Consider the following 17,942-nt stretch of genomic DNA (forward strand, 5'->3'; position numbering starts at 1 on the left):
GCGCGATAGATTAAATCGCTTTCTCACCATTCCGGCTGGGTCGCCACGGCCATCGGGCCAGTGCCTACGGCTACCGTGGCCATCACTTGGTTGGTGAATGGGTTGATCACGGAAACGCTGCTGGAATTGGAGTTGGCCACGTACACGCGACCGCAAAGGCTTTCTGCGATGCCGTTAGGTGAGATGCCTACTGGCACGGTGGCGATCACTTTGTTGTTGAGCGGATTGATCACGGAAACGGTGTTGTCGTTGAAATTGGCCGAATACACCGGATAGCCAACCGGGCTGGTCGTTACGGCGGTGGCACCGTTTCCGGCCGTAAGAGTGGCGACCACGGTGTTTTTGGACTGGTCGATCACCGAGATATTGTTGGAACCGAAGTTGGCTACATACACAACCGCGCCAAAAGGATCGGAGGAAACGCCGAAAGGACTGTTGCCCACCGGCACCGTTGCGATGACGGCATTGGTGGACGTGTTGATCACGGAGACGGTGTTGTCAGCCGTGTTGGCCACGTACACATAGGTGCCCTGGGGATTGATCGCTACGCTATTGGGATTGCTGCCCACTGGTATTGTGGCGATCACAGCGTTGCTGGCCGCATCGATGACGGAAACGGTGTTGGCATTGGAGTTGGCGACATACACCTTTGTGTCGTCGGGGCTGACCACTGCGGCATCAGGGCTGCTTCCCACCGCTACCTTGGCGGTCACGGCATTGGTGGCTGCATCCATCACAGAAACATCGTTGTCGCTGAGATTGGTCACATACACTTTAGTGCCGTCGGGGCTGACCGCGACGCCGGAGGGATTGGTCCCCACGGTTACCGTGGCCGTCACGGCGTTGGTCTTCGTGTTGATCACGGAGACCGTGTTGTTGACGAAATTGACAACGTAAGCATTGTTGTTGTTGGCAGCGGCGGGGAGCGCCACCGATACCATCAGCAAGGGGAAAACACAGCGGGCAGCGCGAGTGAACCACTTGCGTGCCGCCGGACGGGTGAAGCTCGGTTGAACAGTTGTCATGGCATACCTCCAGCATAAGATCATGGGCGCCGTGATGCGCCCGGCATGAAACATCTCGTTGCGTTGGCACGCGAACGTGGGAGGATGCTTTTGCAGTGTCCCGGGTCGAAGGGGTTGATATCCCCTGCCACCCTGCCGTGCGTTCCGTAGGTGATGATTGAAACGCGGAGCATCCCCTTTTTGTGCGCTTACCGGCGCTCAACTTGTCCCACTTATAATCTGTGATCCCATTTCAGCACCGGTACTTGCGAACTGCGTCCTGTCGCCGCCCGGTCCTTCGAAAGCATGCGCCTGGGCTATGAAGCGCGTATGACCTAAAAAAACCGCGGTTGCCGCGATTTGTCACATTTTTGTCATTGCGATTGGCTTGGATGAATGATGTGTGCTTATACGGAATATAGGCATGGTCACGCGATCGACATGTTGATCGACGCGAAGCTTTCATAAGCACGTCATTGCAAATGCCTACAACAGGCAAGTCCTGCTTCGTAGGCATGCGTCAAGCGTTGTCGTCGTGTGCGGTGGACTCATGAGGTTCGGTCGCCCCTCATGCCACTGTAGATCTACGCTTGCTCAATTAATTGAATAATGGGTTTGTTCTGCAGGAAGCAGAAAGGGAGGAGATGCAGCTCCTCCCTGTTTTTTTGCTGAGATGGACGGCTATTTGGAAATCAGCCGTAGGTTGGGGTGCAAACCCCAACGTAGGCATGCCCATGCATCGCGATGTTGGGGTTTGCACCCCAACCTACGTATCGGACGTTACTTGGCAATCAGCAACAGTAGCGACTGCCCGCATTGGCCATAGGTGGCACCTGCACCACCGATCAAGGTCTCGTTACCCGGCGTCACGAAGGTATTGGGACCGTCGTTCCAGTCACAGGTATCCGTCACGCGATACCAGTTGGTGCCGGTGGGCGGTGCCGGTAGTGTGAACGTAACGCTGCCGGACCAGCCGTTGTAGGCGATGTACATGGAATTGCTGTCGCCGAACGAAGAGCCGTTGACCGTATACGCAATCGCGTAGTTGCTGGTGTTGTTCCAGTAGCTGCTATCGGCAACGGCGCCGCTCGGTTCGTACCACACCACCTGGCTGGAGGTGTACCAGGTGGCCGGGCGCAAGGCGGGATGGGCTTTGCGGAAGGCGATGAGGCGCTGGGCGAAGTTGTAGAAGTTCGACTGGTCCGTCGTCCAGCTGTAGTTGAGCCAGTTGGCGGTGGAGTCGAGGTTGTAGGCGTTGTTGTTGCACTTCAGTGAGCGCAAGTATTCGTCGCCACCTTGCATCATGGGTGTGCCGGCCGAGAGCATCACGAAGGCCAGTCCGGTGCGTGCGGCGCGGCGTTGGTCGACGGCGGTGCCTGTGCCGGCCGACATGCCTTGGTCCCAACTGTAGTTGTTGGAGATGCCGCCGTCGGATGGGCCATACGGCCAAGCCTGGCTGTTGTTGGGACCATTGCAGGAATACACGTCGTCCAGCGTGAGTCCGTCGTGGATGTCGATGAAGTTGGTGGAGTTCCATGGCGAGCGGCCGCTGGCCTGGAACAGATTGGAGGAGCCGGAGAAGTCGTTGGCGTCCTGCGTGATGTAGATCGTCATGTTGCCCAGTTCGTTCTGCGCCTGCCGCACGCTATCGCGGAAGAGGCCATTCCATTCGGACCAGCCTTTCGGAAATCCGCCCAGCTGATACTCGTTGCTGCCGCTTGCTGCCCACGGTTCGGCATACAAGTCCAGTCCGCTGCCACCTGCTGCGGGACGTACCGTGAACTCGCTGAGAATACGGTTGATGGCAACGTTCGGATCCGACGCGTCGAAGTTGAAGCCGCCGTTGGGACAGTTCGGCGCGCCGGACTCCGCGGCGCCGTTGAGGCAAGCGTTACCCAGGATGGGGCCTTCGTCGAAGCGGAAACCGTCGACGCCCATCGTATTGCTCCAATAGGCGAGCGAATCGATGATCAGGTTCTGGGCGACGGTGTTGTAGGTGTTGTAGTTACCGCCGACACCGGTGTTGTCGTAGAAATACTGGTTGCCGGAGGTGAGTTCGTAATAGGTGGTGTTGTCCAATCCACGCCAGGAATATTCGGTCGCCGTCGTGGGATCGGTGCTGCTCCAGGTGCCACCTTCGGCGGTGTGGTTGTAGACCACGTCCATGTAAACCTTGATGCCGGCGTTATGAAATGCCTGCACCATCTGCTGGAATTCCGCCGTGGGACCACCCGCCGATTTGTTGTATGCGTAGCGGCGATCCGGCGCGAAGAAGTCTTCGGTCATGTAGCCCCAGTAGTTCTGGTTGGCATCCGAATTGGGCACTACATCGTTCGCGTCGTTCTGTGTTTCCTGCAGCGGCAGGAATTCCACCGCGGTGACACCCAGGGTGGCGAGGTAACTGGCCTTCAATCCTGCGCCGTAGTAGGTACCCTGGTATTGCGAAGCGATGCTGGAATCCTGCTTGGTAAAGCCGCGCACGTTCACTTCATAGATCACATCGTCTTTCTGTGCGCGTGTCGGCTTGGTGCCGGTACTCTGCGTGCCGGGCGCAAGCACAATGCCCTTGGGTGCATACGTGCCGCTATCGATCAGGCGGTACGCCACGCCAAAAGCGGAATCGACCGTACCGCCCGTCGCAAAGATGTCGGCGTCCTGGTTGTTTGTATTGAGCGGATCCTGGCTGATTTCCTTCGCATACGGATCGAGCAACAGCTTGTTGGGATCGAAGCGATTGCCGCTGCTGTCGACGTCGGAAACGAAGCCGGCCGATGAGCCTTTCGTCCAGCTCGAGTTATAGGGCCAGTTTGGCCCCCAGGCGCGGTAACCGTAATACACGGAACCGGTAATGCCGGCGTTCTGGATGGCCGATACCGGCACCACCACTTGCCACACGCCACCGCTTTCATTGGTCAAGGCATAGGTGGCCGATTCCTGTACACCATAGCCGGCGCTGTACAAATAAAGCACCATGCGTGTGGCTTGCGAGGAATAAACACGAAAGGTGATCTGCGTTTGCTGCGCGTTGTAACTCGCGCCAAGGCTCATGCTGTTGATCGCTGCATGGGCAGGCATGGCGGGAATTGCCGCGAGACTGGCGCATGCCAGCAAGACGGCAAGCATCTTCGGACACTTCATACGGGTGCCTCCTGGTTGAACAGGTTTCTTTGCGTATTTCCCTGAAGTGCACGCAGGTGTCGACCCGCGTGGCCGCAGCTCGCCGTACGCCGAATCGATCTCCCCATCGATTGCGTAGGTCGCTAACGCGTTGGTTGGCTATGCGGAAAGCTGGTGCGCTGGATGTTAGGAAGCATCGCGGTGCAACAACCAGAGTATGCATACGTATTCATTGAGAATAGTTGTTGTGTTTTCACACAACGCATACGCGAGCGATCACAGTAGGTTGGGTTAGCGCAGTGTAATCCTGCGATGTCGCGCCGAATGCATTGGGTTGCGCGTGGATCAAGAGACAGGGATCAAGTCCGGACCAACCCAACTTACGAACGACATGCAAAGCGGTAAGTATCTGGTAAGTCGCCCAGCCCGAGAGTCAGGTCCCCACCCTCGACCCTCAGGACTTCCGCGATATGCGATTCCAACGCAACCGCTTGCAGTACCTTGCCTTGCTCGGTGCACTTCCGTGGCTGCCAATCGTCCATGCACAAAGCACGGCGGAAGGGACGCCGCCCAACAATGCGCAGGCCGTTCCAGGTGCCACCGGTTTTGATGGACAGGAAGGCGCTTCCTACTGGGGGCTGGGTGCAGGCATCGCCGCGCGTGGCTTGCCGTACAAAGGTTTTGGCACACGGGTTTCTCCGGTGCCTTTTGCGTTCTACGACAGCCGCTGGATCAGCTTTGTCGGCACGGCGTTGGACTTCAAGGCATGGCAAGGTGACGGGTTTACCGTTTCCTTGCGGACCAAGTTTTCGCTATTCGACGGCTATACCCATTCCGACGCCGCGATCTTTCACGGCATGGCCGACCGCAATGGTGCGCTTTGGTATGGTCCGCACGTGGGCTGGCGCTATGGCCAATTCAGCATTTCGACCGATTACTTGTTCAGCAGCCGTGGCCAGCAGGGCTCCCTGTCGTTCGAAAGAGGTTTCGACTTTGGCCGCTGGCGCATCGCACCGCATGTCGGTTTCCAATATATGAATCGCAAATACGTCGATTACTATTACGGTGTGCGGCCCAGCGAAGCCACGTCCACGCGTCCCGTTTACGATGGCAAATCGACGGTCAACGCGACTGCCGGCGTCAGCGCGACGTGGCGCCTGGATGCACGCCAGTCCATCCGTGGCGACGTGGGCATCACGCAATTCGGTTCAGGTATTACCGATAGTCCGCTGGTTGGGAAAAAGACGGCGCCCAGCGTCATGGTCGGCTACATTTATCGATTCAAGTGATGTGATGGCATGCATCGTGTAGCACTAGTCGAGGATCACGAGCGCCTTGCCGAGATGATCAAGGCGGCGCTCGCGCGCAGCGGTATTGAAACGGACATCTTCCCCGACGCCGCCGCTGCGCTGTATGCGCTGGCGCGATTCGAATTCGCGCTGCTGGTGCTGGATCGTGGTTTGCCGGACGGCGATGGCATCAAACTGCTGCGCCGATTGCGCGCCAGCGGCGCGACCCTTCCATGCCTGATGCTGACTGCCAGGGACGCGATCCATGATCGCATTGAAGGACTCGAAAGCGGAGCCGACGATTATTTGACCAAGCCCTTTTCCATGGAAGAACTGGTGGCGCGCGTCCGTTCCCTGATGCGTCGCCCTTCGGCCATGGCGCCACTTACGCCGGATTTTGCTGGGCTGACCGTCGATCCGGAACGCGCCTGCATGGGTTGCGAGGGCGAGTGGGTATCGCTATCGCCGTCCGAGCTGCAGATCATTCTGCGCATGGTGTCGGCGGGCGGAAACGTCGTCCGTCACGCGCAGCTGGAGCACGCCGCCTGGGGTTTGCATGACGACGTTACGCCGAATGCCCTTGATGTGGCGCTTCATCGCTTGCGCAAGAAATTGTCCGCCATCGATGCCGGCATCAAGATCGTGAATGTGCGCGGCATTGGCTACCAATTGCAGAAAGACGTCTAAAAATCTCCGATATCAAGCCGGCAACATCATGACCATCTCACTCGATGCACCCCAGGCACACGTTAACGAACCGCCGCTATCGGTGATGCGTCAACGCTCGCTGTTCGATAGCCTTTCCTCGCGGCTGCTAGCGACGTGCCTGCTGGCCTTGGCGCTGAGTCTCGCTGTCGTTCTGACGGGCATCGAGTACGTGTTTGCACACTATTCTGCCGAAGTGTTTGCGAGCGAACTGATCGGGGAGGCGGCCCATCGCTTGGCCAAGTCCGTGCAGTTCGATGCGCAAGGGCGGCCTGTCTCGGTCCCGATATCGCCGAAAATCGAACAGTTTCGTGCGGCGTTTGCGGAGCAGACGGGGTATCAAGTCGTGGACGAGTTCGGCGATGTGGCGCTGGCGTCGATGCCCATGATCGTTTCCGTGCCGCATGAGGGCGACTGGATGACGACGCAGCGCTCGCGCTTTGAAAGCGCCGGCAAGGTGTTTTATGTGGAAACCGTGCCTATCCCTGGTGCACGCAGACCCTATTTCCTGCAGGTTGTCACCAGCGAGGTGTTTGATACGGCGCTTATCCGGCTCAGGCTGGGGACGGTTCCCAAAGTGATCGGGATCAGTTTTCTGGTGGCTGCGCTGATCTTCGGCGTCACCATGCTGGTGACGCTGCGACGCCTGGTGAAACCGATCCGGGAAGCTTCGCAAGCCGCTGCCGGCATCACGCCACAGAATCTGACGGCGCGGTTGTCGCTGCAAAGCATTCCCAGCGAGATGCGTCCGCTGGTTGATTCGTTCAACGATGCACTGGGCAGGTTGGAAGAAGGCTATCTCGCGCAACAAACCTTTCTCGCTGCGGCTGCCCATGAATTGCAGACGCCATTGACTCTGATTCGCGGCCAGATAGAAATGCAGCCGGTTTCACCTGACACCCATCAGATCCTGCATGACGTCGATACGATGTCCAGGCAGGTTCGCCAGCTGTTGCATCTGATGGAAGCCAGTGTGCTGCAAAACTACGAGTTTTCGCAGGTCGATCTGGAGCATGTGGTGTGCGATGTCACGTCCCATCTGGCGCGCAGTGCAGCGGCGCGCGGCGTGACGATGGAAACCAGCCTGCGCGCCCCCGGCATGCAGATCAGAGCGGACGAGGGCGGGTTGTTCATCCTTCTGAAAAACCTACTGGAGAACGCGCTGGCTTTTGCGCCCAGGGGTTCTACCGTCGTGATCATGGCCGATACATCCTCGATCTCGGTAAGCGACGAAGGGCCCGGCATCGATGAAGCGCATCTGCCTTTCATCTTCAGCCGGTTCTGGCGTTCACCGAACAACAAGACCGAAGGGTCCGGGCTGGGTTTGGCCATCTGCAAAGAAATCGTGCTCGCGCATGGATGGAAGCTGGCCGCCGAGCGCACCCAGCCGGGCACACTGTTCACCATCCACTTGTTGAGATCGTGATCGGCCAAAACAAAACCGCCGCGATGCTTCCATCGCAGCGGTCCTCAGCTTTTACGTAGGTTGGGTTAGCGTAGCGTAACCCAACGATGCCATTTGGTTCGGGAATGTTGGGTTACGCTGCGCTAACCCAACCTACGCGGGATGCGCCTTACCAAGGCGCTGCCACCAGTGAAATGGGTTCCCAGAACACCGGCGCTTTCGAGCCACCGTGCGTATCAGCGGAAGCCACTGCTTCCTGATGGTGCGGCACCGTCCAACCGGCCGAACGCAGTACCGCCATGGCGACCATCAGGTCGCCGCGCAGTGTGGGAATAGCGTCGTGGGCAAAACCTATCAGTGCGGCATTGGTTGAACTGATCTTCACGGCCTCATAGGCGGAGATCATGCGGCAATGGCTGCGTACTGCGGTGCTGGCGAAGGTCTTGTCGAACGCGTCGCCGCTGAGCGCCTGCATGCGATCCATCGTCGGGCTGTTCTCCGCTGTCTGGCTGGCATGCTCGTTGCTGCCTGCCAGTAATTGCGTCATGCGTGCGCTGAGCGCGGTGCGTTCCTGAATGATCGTGTTGGCCAGTTGCAGCACCCGCGGGTTGGTGGACTTGGCCAGGGCCAGCTTGGCCATCGCGACCTGGCTGTCGTTGTCGTTCATGGCGCGGGTGAGGAAGGCCTGCTCATCGGCGTTCAACGGCTGGGTGGCATCAGCGGCTTGTGCAAGTCCCGCTGCCAGCGTCATCCATACCAGCACCAGCGAGATGGGAACGAACCGGTAGAAACGTACAACGCGCATGACGTATCGCCTTTATGGCTGAGCTGGACCCCTTACGGTTCTCAATCTGAACTTAGAGAAGTTCAAAAGGTGTTTAGAATTCGTCAGACTATTATGGGACTGCGCGAACAAGCACTTTTTGCTTCAGCCAATGCTCTCTTAAGTGTCTAGGCGTGCACTGGGCGGCGATGGCGCATTAACAACTGCCAGGCGGCGAACTCCGCAGCAATCACCATCATGCAACTCACCGGCGGCCACCATAGATAGCCGCCGCGCAGCAGGACGATGCTCAGTACCAGCACCAGCGTCATGCTGATCCATAACAGCAGCCAGTTCCGCCCGATGCCGGGCAATCCGTAGAGCAGCAAAGGAAGCGTCAGCATGGCGGCGGCCAGCGCGAACTCGCGCAGAAAGCCGAGCGGCGTGACGAGCATGCCGCGTTCCAGCGATTCCAATACGTTCGCCTGATATTCCACACCCGGCATGGGTGAGTCGGGTGTCTGCAGAATGTCGCCAAGGCCTTCGGCGGTGGCGCCGATCAGCACCCAGCGATCCTTGAGCAAGCTCGCCGGCACGCGGTTGTTGAGTACGTCCGCGTACGACAGCCGCCCGAACGTGCCGGCAGGGCCGGCGTAGCGCAGCAACACGTAGTCGTCGCGCATCCACAAATAGGGCGATGCGTCGTTGCGCTCGGGATCATGCAAACCGGGCAGTGCACTATTGGACGTGGTATGACCAAGCTGCAGCAGCGCCAAGGCCAGCGAGGGCCAGTAAGGACTGCCCAGGCCGGCTTTGAGGTACGCACCACGCACCCGCTCGTCGTTGTCCTTGGCGACATCCACTTGTCCCAACGCTGCCACGCTCTGCGCGATGCCGCTGACCGGCAACGCTTCCTGCAGCGGGCCGCCAAGTGTCACGGCTTCCGCAAACACCGGCAGCACCACCTTGCCGCTGCGGTGAATGGCAGCGGCGACTTGTGCGTCGTCGTTGGGATCATTGGAAGGCGTGGACATGGTGATGTCCATGCCGATGCCGCGCACGCCATCGGCGGCAAGGCGGTCGATCAGTTGCGCGTGTACCGAACGCGGCCAAGGGAAGCGCCCGACTTCGTCCAGGCTCTTGGGGTCGATCGCGACGATGACGACGTGGTCGTCCGGCGTGTAGCGCCAGTAGCGTGCATTCAAGTCGTAGAGCGCGTTGTCCAGCGGTACGGTGACACCGCTGACGATCAACAGTACGAGCAGGCCGACGCCGGCCATCCAGAGCATGCCGCGGACGAGCCAGGCGAAGGTGGTGGGCATCAGCGGTGCTCCCTCTCCCCTTCGGGGTTAACGGCTGATCTTGCTGCGGCGGTTAAAAGTGGCATGCGTCAGTCTGAGCCTGGCGGAATACGTAACCTTGCCTCGCCGTCATTCCGGCGAAGGCCGGAATCCAGTACAAACACGCTGTGCGAAGCACTCAACATCTTATGTGTGCCGTGTCCTTCGGACGCGTATTTAAACTGGATTCCGGCTTTCGCCGGAATGACGAGCGCTTCGATTTGAGCTTGAGGACTTATGTTGTCCTCATAACAACAACCACAACACCACGCCGCCACCCGCAGCAGCGACACCAATCCGGCACGTCAAACAACCTCCCAATCGAATCTTCTGCACCGCGCCCCAAGGCCCGGCGTAACCATCGGTATCGATCGTCTGCACCCGCACATACCACGTGCCGGACCCAGGCTTCTTGGTTTGCAGCAGCGGCTGATCCAGCGTCTGGTCGATCTGCGGATGCGCAAAGTCGGGATGGCGGTCGAGCTGGATGTGATAGCGCTGTCCCGCTGTGCCGGCTGGCCAGCCGAGGCTCACGGCGTTCTTCGACGACTTCGGCTTGCCGACTTCCGGTGCAAGGGGTTGCGGCACCAGGTCGAACGGCATCGGGTCGGTGAAGGGGCCAAGCTTGCCCGTCTTGCTGCGCGTGGCGATGCGCCAGTAGTAGTGGCCGTACGGCAACGTATTGGGTGCACGTACGTTGTCGCCGGTGAGCTGTGTTTCGCTGGCCAGCGGTTGGGCGAATGAGTCATCGCCGGCGAGCTGCCATACGTACGAGGCAGCTTCCAGGCTTTCCGTCCAATGAAAGCGCGGACGCGTATCGCGCACCTTGCTGCCGGGCAGCGGCTCGATCACCAGCGGCGGCTGGGGATGGGCGTTGATGTGCAGCAGGCACACACCATCGTCGCCTTCCAGTTGTTGTGCATCGATGCCGCGCACGCGCACGGCGTAATCGCCATCCGGCACGTCGGGCAGACTCAGTTGCGCGGCGCTGGTGACGTGATCGAGCAGCAGCACGGCGAATTGGTCGTTCGGCGCCAACTGCACGCGATAGTGCGCGGCGCCATCAAGCGGCGCCCAAGCGAGCACGAACGGCAGTTTGTTTACGGCTTGCACGGGACAGTGGAGCGTTGGTGCGGACAGCAGACGTTGCGCTTGGGTGGGCTTGGCGCCATCGCTCACGGCAACGCCGTGCTCCTTGGGCACCAGCACATGCGCTTGATCGCCGCCTACGTCCACACGGCCGGTCAACACTTCGGTGCGCGACTGGCCTTGGTCGGCGGTGACGCGGAAGTGCGTACCGCGCACGCTGGAAATCGTTCCCGGCGTTTCCACGCTGAAATGCGCACCCACGCCGGTCATCGGCGTCACCGCATTGGTGACGCGGCCGTGCTGCAGGCGCAGGCGCGTGTCGACCATGCCGGTGCGGCCGTAAGCGCTCATCTGGTCCAGATCCAGCGCGCTGTTTTCTTCCATCAGCACCCGCGAGCCGTCGGCAAACTGCAGAGTGAGGCTGGTGTTGGCATCGGTGCTCAGATGGGCGCCGTAGCCGAGCGTCATGCCGGGTGTGACGTTTTCCGCCTGCGTTTCACCGGGCTGTTGCACGTGGGCGCTACCCATCACCGCCACCACCGTGGCGCTCGCCGGCTGCACGCGCAGCCAGGCGATCGGCACGCGCAGTGTCATGCCCGGCGGCAAGTGATACGGATCGGCCACCTTGTTGTACGCCTGCAGTTTCTGCCAGGGCACGTCAGGTTTGAGATAGCGGCTGGAAAGATCCCAGATGTTGTCCTGCGGCCGGACGCGGTAAGTCCAGTCAGCAGCAAAAAGCATGGGTGCGATCGAGACAAGCAAGAGCAGCGCGGCCAGCCGTGGCAGCAACCTGTTACGGGTGGGATACATCATTCCCCCTGAGAACCATCAAGACGCCCCCTGTTCGTCATGGGCCGGCAACAGCGTGCAACCTTGGTCCTAAGGTTTGCTAGCGGTGCCGAATGGTGGGGGAATTGTGCGGGATGTGGGGGCGGGGTGCTACCGCTTTGTAAGTTCAGGGAGGTATTGCAGAAACAGACTTGCAATTACTTGCATCTTGGGCAAGGACAGTGTGCTTGCGTGATGACTCGTATCGTCATTCCGGCGAAAGCCGGAATCCAGTTCAATAAACCGTGCGAAGCACACCGAAAGTTTTTATGTTGAGTGCTGCGCACAGCGTATTTGCACTGGATTCCGGCTTTCGCCGGAATGACGGCAGAGTGTGATGGGGGCTTTTCCCTGGAGAGCGCCCCTTCACCCCTGAGGGGAAAGGGCGCTGTTGGCGGGATGGGTTTGAGCTGCCAGTTCCGACAGCATCTGCTGCAAGCTTTGCAGATAACCAGGCAATCGTCGCAGCGCGTCGTCGGCCGAGTCGCCGCCAAGCGCCGCCATCAATTCGCGCCCTTCCGCAACCACTCCCCCGTTCGTAAAAAGCTGCAACGCACCCAGCATCCGGTGCAAGGTGCGCTGCGCCTGCGCGCCGTCACCTTGTGCCATGGCACGCTCCAGTTTCTCGATATCCGGGCCGCTGGTCCTAAGCATCGCCTGCAGCATTTCCGCACGCAGGTCTTCCATGCCCGGCGCGGCGAATACGTCGTCGAACAACGATGCTTCTGTCTTGGCTGCATCGACCACGCGCGGCGCCCACATGCCCAGCTTTTCCTCCAGCTGGCGCAGTTGCACGGGCTTGCTCAGGTAATCGTCCATGCCTGCTTCGTGGCAGCGTTCGATTTCGCCGTCGAGCGCGTTGGCGGTCATGGCGATCACGGGCAGGCGGGTGGCGCGCTGGATGGACGATTCGTGCTGGCGCCAGGCCGCGGCCAATTCGTAGCCATTCATCAACGGCATCTGGCAGTCGGTGAGCAGCATGGCGTAATCGCGCTGGCGCAAGGCATCCAGCGCAGCGCGGCCGTCGCCGACGACATCGCAGGACCAACCCAGGAGCGCAAGCTGGCGGCGGATCAACGCTTGGCTGATCGGATGATCTTCCGCCACCAGAACACGGCCCGTGGCATGTGACGTGTCCACCGGCGTCGCCATCACGCGCGGAGCCATCTCGCGCGGAGCGGATGCCGGCGGCTTCAGCGTTTGCGCGCAAACCCGCGCCACGGACTGCCATTTCAGCGGATTGGTGTTGAGCCACAGGCGCTCGTCGCGGGGGCCGCTGATGCCGTTCGCACTGGCGTCGACCAGGACCGGCTGTGCAGCAATCATCGCCGCGCTGTCGTGATCATCGTGATGGATAAAGAGCAGATTGGCCGCCACGCCACGGCGCATGGGTTGCGTCGGCGGAATCTGCTCCACCGTCAAGCCCAGTGCGGTGAGGTGGGCGGCGAGGGCATTGGCCGTCCCGACCGAAGCGAGCCGCACGATCGCATGCCGGCCGGCCAACTCTGCAAGACGTTCGACCTCGCGTTGCGCTACTGGCAGACGCAGTTCCAGCGTCACCTTGGTGCCTTCGCCCAGCCGGCTGCTGAGCTCAATGCTGCCGCCCATCAATTGCACCAGGTGCCGGCAGATCGCCAGGCCCAGCCCGGTGCCGCCGTAGCGACGCGTGGTCCACGATTCGGCCTGCGAGAACGGCGTGAACAGGTTGGCCTGCTTGTCGGCGGCGATGCCGATACCCGTGTCTGTAACGCTGATGCGCACACGTTGCGCGTGGCCGTCGTCGCCCATCACGCGCAGGCTCACGGCAACATGGCCGCGCTCCGTGAACTTCACCGCGTTGTTCAGCAGGTTCATCAGCACCTGCCGGATGCGCACGCTGTCGCCCAGCAGCTTGCCGGCCAGCGTGGCATCCGCGCCGACATCGATGGCCAGGCCTTTCTTGTGTGCGGAGCCGGTCATCATGCCGGCCACGTTGTCGATCAGTGTGCGCAGGTCGAGCGGTGCGTCGTCCAGGCGCACGTTGCCGGCTTCCAGCTTGGAGAAATCCAGCACATCGTTGAGTACCTGCAGCAGTACGCCGGCGGAGTCTTCCACTGCATGGACCAGTTCATGCTGTTCTTCATTCAACGGCGTACGGCCGAGCAACTCGAGCATGCCGATCACGCCGTTCATCGGCGTGCGGATTTCGTGGCTCATGGTGGCAAGGAAGTCGGCCTTGGCCTTGGACGCGCGCTCGGCGGCATCACGCGCAGCGAGCAGGGTCTGGTTATGCGCATTGATGCTGGTGGTGTCGATGACGTAGCCGATCCACTCCAGTTGGTGGTCGGAGAGTTGGCGCGTGCCCATCACCAGGTGGATCCAGCGCAGGCCTTCCGCCCCATACGCGCGAAAATCCAGCGTGACGGTGCCGCGGTGGCGGGTCGCGCGCTGCATCAGGCGGCGCAGGGTAGGGGCATCCTCCGGGTGAATGCGGTCGTGGAACGGCCAGTCGCGCAGCACGTCGTCCTGTTCCAGCAGATCGGCTTGCTCCAAGCCGAATAGCGCGTGCAGATGGCCGGCGAGAAAGGCCAGCCGCGGCTGGTGGTCGTTACCGCGGCGCACGGCGAACACCACCACGGGAATACGCTGGGTGATGTCGCGCAGGCTTTGCTCGGTGGCGCGTGCGGCCAATTCGACCTGGCGGTACTCGGTGATGTCCAGCAGCATGGCGATGGAGCCGTTCACGCTGCCGTCCGGCGCGTGCGTGGGTGCTTCGAGCAACAGGCCGGTGCGCTGGCGGCCGTCGCTGCTGAGGTAATCCAGTTCGCAGCGCTGCACCTTGTTCTCGCGCAGCGCATCGAGGCTCGATTGCTGCAGGCGCTGGATGGCCGGCGTGCCGTCAGCCAGCGGCACCCAGCGCTGGGTTGGCAGTTCGAGACTGCTGTGCCCCACCATGTGTGCCGGTTCGATGCCAAGCCGCAGTTCGCACGCGCGGTTGAGTGCCAGGTAGGCGCCTGCTGCATCCTTGATCAAGACCGGAAACGGCACCGCATCCAGCTGCGCCTGCATCACCGCGGTCTGTCGTTGAAGCGCGCGTTCCGCTTGCGCCAGCTTCTCCCGTTGCACGAACAACATGCGCAGTACCGCCAGCGCGAGCAGGGCGGTAAGGCTGAGCAAGGCGGCAAGCACCACGACCGCCATGGCAATCGGGCTGGCATCGAACCAGCCGGTGGCCGCATCGCTGAGGAGTAGGGCTAGGGTCACGTGATAAAGGAAGGTTTTGTCCCTGAGTAGCCGGCATCGCTGGCGGCTGTGGGCGCATGATGCCATGTCGGCCGGGGGAGAGATGGCGCGTTCTTTCGGTAGAATCCTACTTATGACGGCTGGACATGCCGTCGATATGGGAATCAGAGCATCCCCGGCTATGCCCCCTAATGGCGAGATAACCCGGATCGTCGTTGCCGACGATCACCCCGTCGTGATGCTTGGCATCCGCGCGCTGCTGAAAGAACACGGCGGCATGCACGTGGTTGGCGAGGCAGGCAACGGCCGCGAACTGCTGGCCGTGCTGGCAAGCGAACCGTGCGACCTGCTGATCACCGACTTCTCGATGCCCTACGAAGACGGTTCCGGCGACGGCCTTCCCCTGCTCAAGCGCCTGCGCCGCGAGCATCCCCGGCTGCCCATCATCGTGTTGACCATGGTGCACAACGCCGCGCTTACCCGCGGCATGCTGGCGGCGGAGGTGAACGGCCTGGTCGCCAAGGTGGCCATGACGAAAGAGCTGCAGCTGGCGATCGGTGCAGTGATGAATGGGCGCACCTATATCTGTGAGTCCATGCGCGAGCATGTGATCGATTGGTCGCCATCGGAAGGGCTCGAGCGTGCGGCTGATCCCGCCTCGCTCTCCCAGCGCGAGGCTGAGGTGGTGCGCCTTTATGCGCAGGGGCTGTCGGTGACCCAGATCGCCGAGCAACTGCACCGCAGCGTGAAGACCGTCAGCCAGCAGAAGAACGATGCGATGCGCAAGCTGGGGATTACCAGCAATACGCAGTTGTTCGAGTACGCGCGCACGTATGGGCTGCTTTAACACCTGATCACTGCGAGAAACGTTTCCCTCCCGAGCGGGAGCGCACCTCGAGACCGTGTAGGTTGGGGTGCAAACCCCAACGCTGCCATGCACATCGCACCCGGATGTTGGGGTTTGCACCCCAACCTACGAAGCACGGCGATTCCATTTTAGGAATCGTCCGATACAGCCACCCCACCCCCGACGCGCAAGCTTTCCGCCCGTAAGCAACGCCATCGCCATGGCGTTCGTGATTTCCCGCACGCTCACGGATGGGTGTGTGTCGGCGAGTTAACGCCGGCGGCAGGCATGCATTACCCCCTGTGAGTACTGTCTGCCGGGATCTCCTGTTCCAAGCAACGTGTTCCACGCAAAGGGCGTGAGGTGTCGGCAATGTTCAAGGACATGCAAGGAGAGGCGCTCAACCGGCTGCACGCGACGATTCACTCGCATCCGCAGTGGCAGTGGGAAATCGATGAGCGCCATCGCTTCACCAAGGTGGCCGAAGGCCTGCTCGACTTGATGGGCCGCGAACGCGAGGCCGTGCTGGGTGCGCCGGTGAACACGTTCATGACACCCACCGAGGCGGTGCGCGCCAGACGTTTTTTCGCCTCCCGACCCAAGGCATTTTCCTGCGCCATCAGCCGCCATCTGCATGCGGACGGCAGCTTGGTCGCGCTCGAATCCGATGCGGTGGCGATCGAAGACGAAAACGGCGAATTTTCCGGCTACCGCGGCGTGGCGCATGGCGTGATGGATCTGACGCACGCCGAAAACGTGTACCGCATGATGGCCGTCTACGACACCGCACCGAGCGCGTTGTGCCTGATCGGCCGCGACGGCCGCTATCTGGCGGCCAATGCAGCGTATGCCGCGATCCACGGCGTGCCGTCGCATGCGCTGGTGGGCCGCAAGGTGGCGGAGCTGATGCCCGGCGCCGGCCAAAGCATCCGCCGCGGCCTCAAGTTGCTGGAGGCTGGCCAGGATGTGCCCGCGCAGGAAATCGAGCATCACGGCAAGTACTACCAGATGCTCGCCAACCCTGTGCACAACTTGATGGGGCAGGTGATCGGCATCACCGCTGCGCTCACCGACATCACCGATCGCAAACAGGCCGAGCAGAAGCTCGCCGACATCAACCGCCAGCTCGAGTATTACGCCAACAACGATCATCTCACCGGCTTGCCCAATCGGCGCCGCGTGGATGAAGTGCTGGCCGATGAAGTGCGGCGTGCGATGCGCAACCAGCATCCGCTGTCGGTGCTGATGATCGACGTGGATTACTTCAAGAAGTACAACGATCACTACGGTCATCTGCGCGGCGACGATTGCCTGCGCATCGTCGCGGCGGAATTGCATAAATCGCTGCATCGTTATGGTGACGTGGTCGGCCGTTACGGCGGCGAGGAATTCATCGCCGTCCTGCCTGGCACCGATGCGATCGGCGCGCTGAAAGTTTCCGGTGCGATTCTGCACGCCATCGGCGCACTCGAAATGCCGCACGCGCAAAGCCGCTACGGCAAGCTCACGCTGAGCATCGGTGCGGCCAACCTGGGCCATGTACCGCATGGCCATGGCGTGGAAGAAATCTGCGATACCTTGCTGCAAGCGGCCGATCGCGCGCTGTATGCCGCGAAGTTGTCCGGACGCAATACGGTGCATGGCATGTCGACGGGGGAGTTGGACACGTCGCCCGATTTTGCGGATTAAATCGTAGGTTGGGGTGCAAACCCCAACGGCGTCATCTCCCATGTGCGCCGTCATGTTGGGGTTTGCACCCCAACCTACGTCGAATAGCCGGGCTTTACGGCGCATAAGCCAATAGGAAGGCAGACTTTGCAGTTTACCTTCCTATTGGCTAGACTGCGCCCCCATGGACCCATCCACCCCCGACACCGCCCTTGCCATGACCATTGCCGGCGAGCTGCGCGTGCAGTTGGGTAAGCTGAAACGCCGCCTGCGCGAGGAAACCGGATCGCGCGGCCTCAGCTGGTCGCAAGTCGCCGTGCTCGGCCACCTGGAGCGCGAAGGTTCCAAAACCGTGACCGAACTTGCCGAACTCGAAGGCGTGCGCCAGCAATCCATGGGCGCCACCGTGGCTTCGCTGGAAACGGCCGGGCTGTTGAAGGGAGTACCGCATCCGACGGATGGCCGCCGCACCATGCTTTCGCTCACGCCCAAGGCGCGCGCCTGGATCAAGGCCAGCCGCGCCGCGCGCGAAGACTGGTTGTTCCACACCATCCAGATACGGCTTTCGCCGACCGAGCAGAAAAAGCTCGCAGGAGCGGTCGAGCTGTTGAAACGGCTCGTCGAGCCTTGATGATTTTTCCCGTGCGCACTGACGACAGGTTGAT

General features: G+C 61.0%; 12 protein-coding genes. 6 read left to right on the top strand and 6 right to left on the bottom strand.

What is annotated here, in order from left to right; all coding sequences use genetic code 11:
• Positions 1-23 precede the first annotated feature (23 nt).
• Entirely contained in the window at positions 24-1,025 is a 1,002-nt protein-coding gene (locus IEX75_RS10655; RefSeq protein WP_188794179.1) for a YVTN family beta-propeller repeat protein, read from the bottom strand.
• Between the two features lie 759 nt (positions 1,026-1,784).
• Positions 1,785-4,142 (bottom strand): isoamylase, encoded by a 2,358-nt coding sequence (locus IEX75_RS10660; RefSeq protein WP_188794180.1) that lies wholly within the window; start codon positions 4,140-4,142, stop codon positions 1,785-1,787.
• Between the two features lie 449 nt (positions 4,143-4,591).
• Here IEX75_RS10660 and IEX75_RS10665 point away from each other — a divergent pair, with 449 nt between their 5' ends.
• The 3 genes from IEX75_RS10665 to IEX75_RS10675 are packed head-to-tail and all read left to right on the top strand — an operon-like array spanning position 4,592 to position 7,541.
• Complete coding sequence (locus tag IEX75_RS10665; protein WP_188794181.1) at positions 4,592-5,410, top strand: MipA/OmpV family protein; 819 nt, start codon at positions 4,592-4,594, stop codon at positions 5,408-5,410.
• Between the two features lie 9 nt (positions 5,411-5,419).
• Entirely contained in the window at positions 5,420-6,097 is a 678-nt protein-coding gene (locus IEX75_RS10670; protein ID WP_188794182.1) for a response regulator transcription factor, read from the top strand.
• A 28-nt stretch (positions 6,098-6,125) separates the two neighbouring features.
• Positions 6,126-7,541 carry a sensor histidine kinase gene (locus IEX75_RS10675; RefSeq protein WP_188794183.1) on the top strand — a complete coding sequence of 472 codons (1,416 nt, stop codon included), beginning with the start codon at positions 6,126-6,128 and terminating at the stop codon, positions 7,539-7,541.
• Positions 7,542-7,689: 148 nt separating this feature from the next.
• Here the strand turns inward: IEX75_RS10675 and IEX75_RS10680 are convergent, their stop codons facing one another.
• The 4 genes from IEX75_RS10680 to IEX75_RS10695 all read right to left on the bottom strand — a co-directional run bounded on the left by IEX75_RS10680 (position 7,690) and on the right by IEX75_RS10695 (position 14,783).
• On the bottom strand, positions 7,690-8,325 hold the full coding sequence (locus IEX75_RS10680; RefSeq protein ID WP_188794184.1) for a DUF4142 domain-containing protein: 636 nt from the start codon (positions 8,323-8,325) through the stop codon (positions 7,690-7,692).
• A 146-nt stretch (positions 8,326-8,471) separates the two neighbouring features.
• A complete protein-coding gene (locus IEX75_RS10685; RefSeq protein ID WP_229720736.1) occupies positions 8,472-9,605 on the bottom strand; it encodes a CHASE2 domain-containing protein in 1,134 nt (377 codons plus the stop codon).
• Between the two features lie 264 nt (positions 9,606-9,869).
• The gene (locus IEX75_RS10690; RefSeq protein ID WP_188794185.1) at positions 9,870-11,453 is read right to left on the bottom strand and encodes a FecR family protein; all 1,584 of its coding nucleotides are present in this window, start codon (positions 11,451-11,453) and stop codon (positions 9,870-9,872) included.
• Between the two features lie 453 nt (positions 11,454-11,906).
• Complete coding sequence (locus IEX75_RS10695; RefSeq protein ID WP_188794186.1) at positions 11,907-14,783, bottom strand: ATP-binding protein; 2,877 nt, start codon at positions 14,781-14,783, stop codon at positions 11,907-11,909.
• A 160-nt stretch (positions 14,784-14,943) separates the two neighbouring features.
• Between IEX75_RS10695 and IEX75_RS10700 the strand changes: the two genes are divergently transcribed.
• The 3 genes from IEX75_RS10700 (at position 14,944) to IEX75_RS10710 (ending at position 17,908) form a co-directional block, all read left to right on the top strand.
• On the top strand, positions 14,944-15,609 hold the full coding sequence (locus IEX75_RS10700; RefSeq protein ID WP_188794187.1) for a response regulator: 666 nt from the start codon (positions 14,944-14,946) through the stop codon (positions 15,607-15,609).
• Between the two features lie 372 nt (positions 15,610-15,981).
• Entirely contained in the window at positions 15,982-17,298 is a 1,317-nt protein-coding gene (locus tag IEX75_RS10705; RefSeq protein WP_188794188.1) for a sensor domain-containing diguanylate cyclase, read from the top strand.
• Between the two features lie 163 nt (positions 17,299-17,461).
• Positions 17,462-17,908 (top strand): MarR family winged helix-turn-helix transcriptional regulator, encoded by a 447-nt coding sequence (locus tag IEX75_RS10710; RefSeq protein ID WP_188794189.1) that lies wholly within the window; start codon positions 17,462-17,464, stop codon positions 17,906-17,908.
• Positions 17,909-17,942: the final 34 nt, after the last annotated feature.

It is taken from the genome of Dyella nitratireducens (assembly GCF_014642835.1).
Classification (GTDB): domain Bacteria; phylum Pseudomonadota; class Gammaproteobacteria; order Xanthomonadales; family Rhodanobacteraceae; genus Dyella_B; species Dyella_B nitratireducens.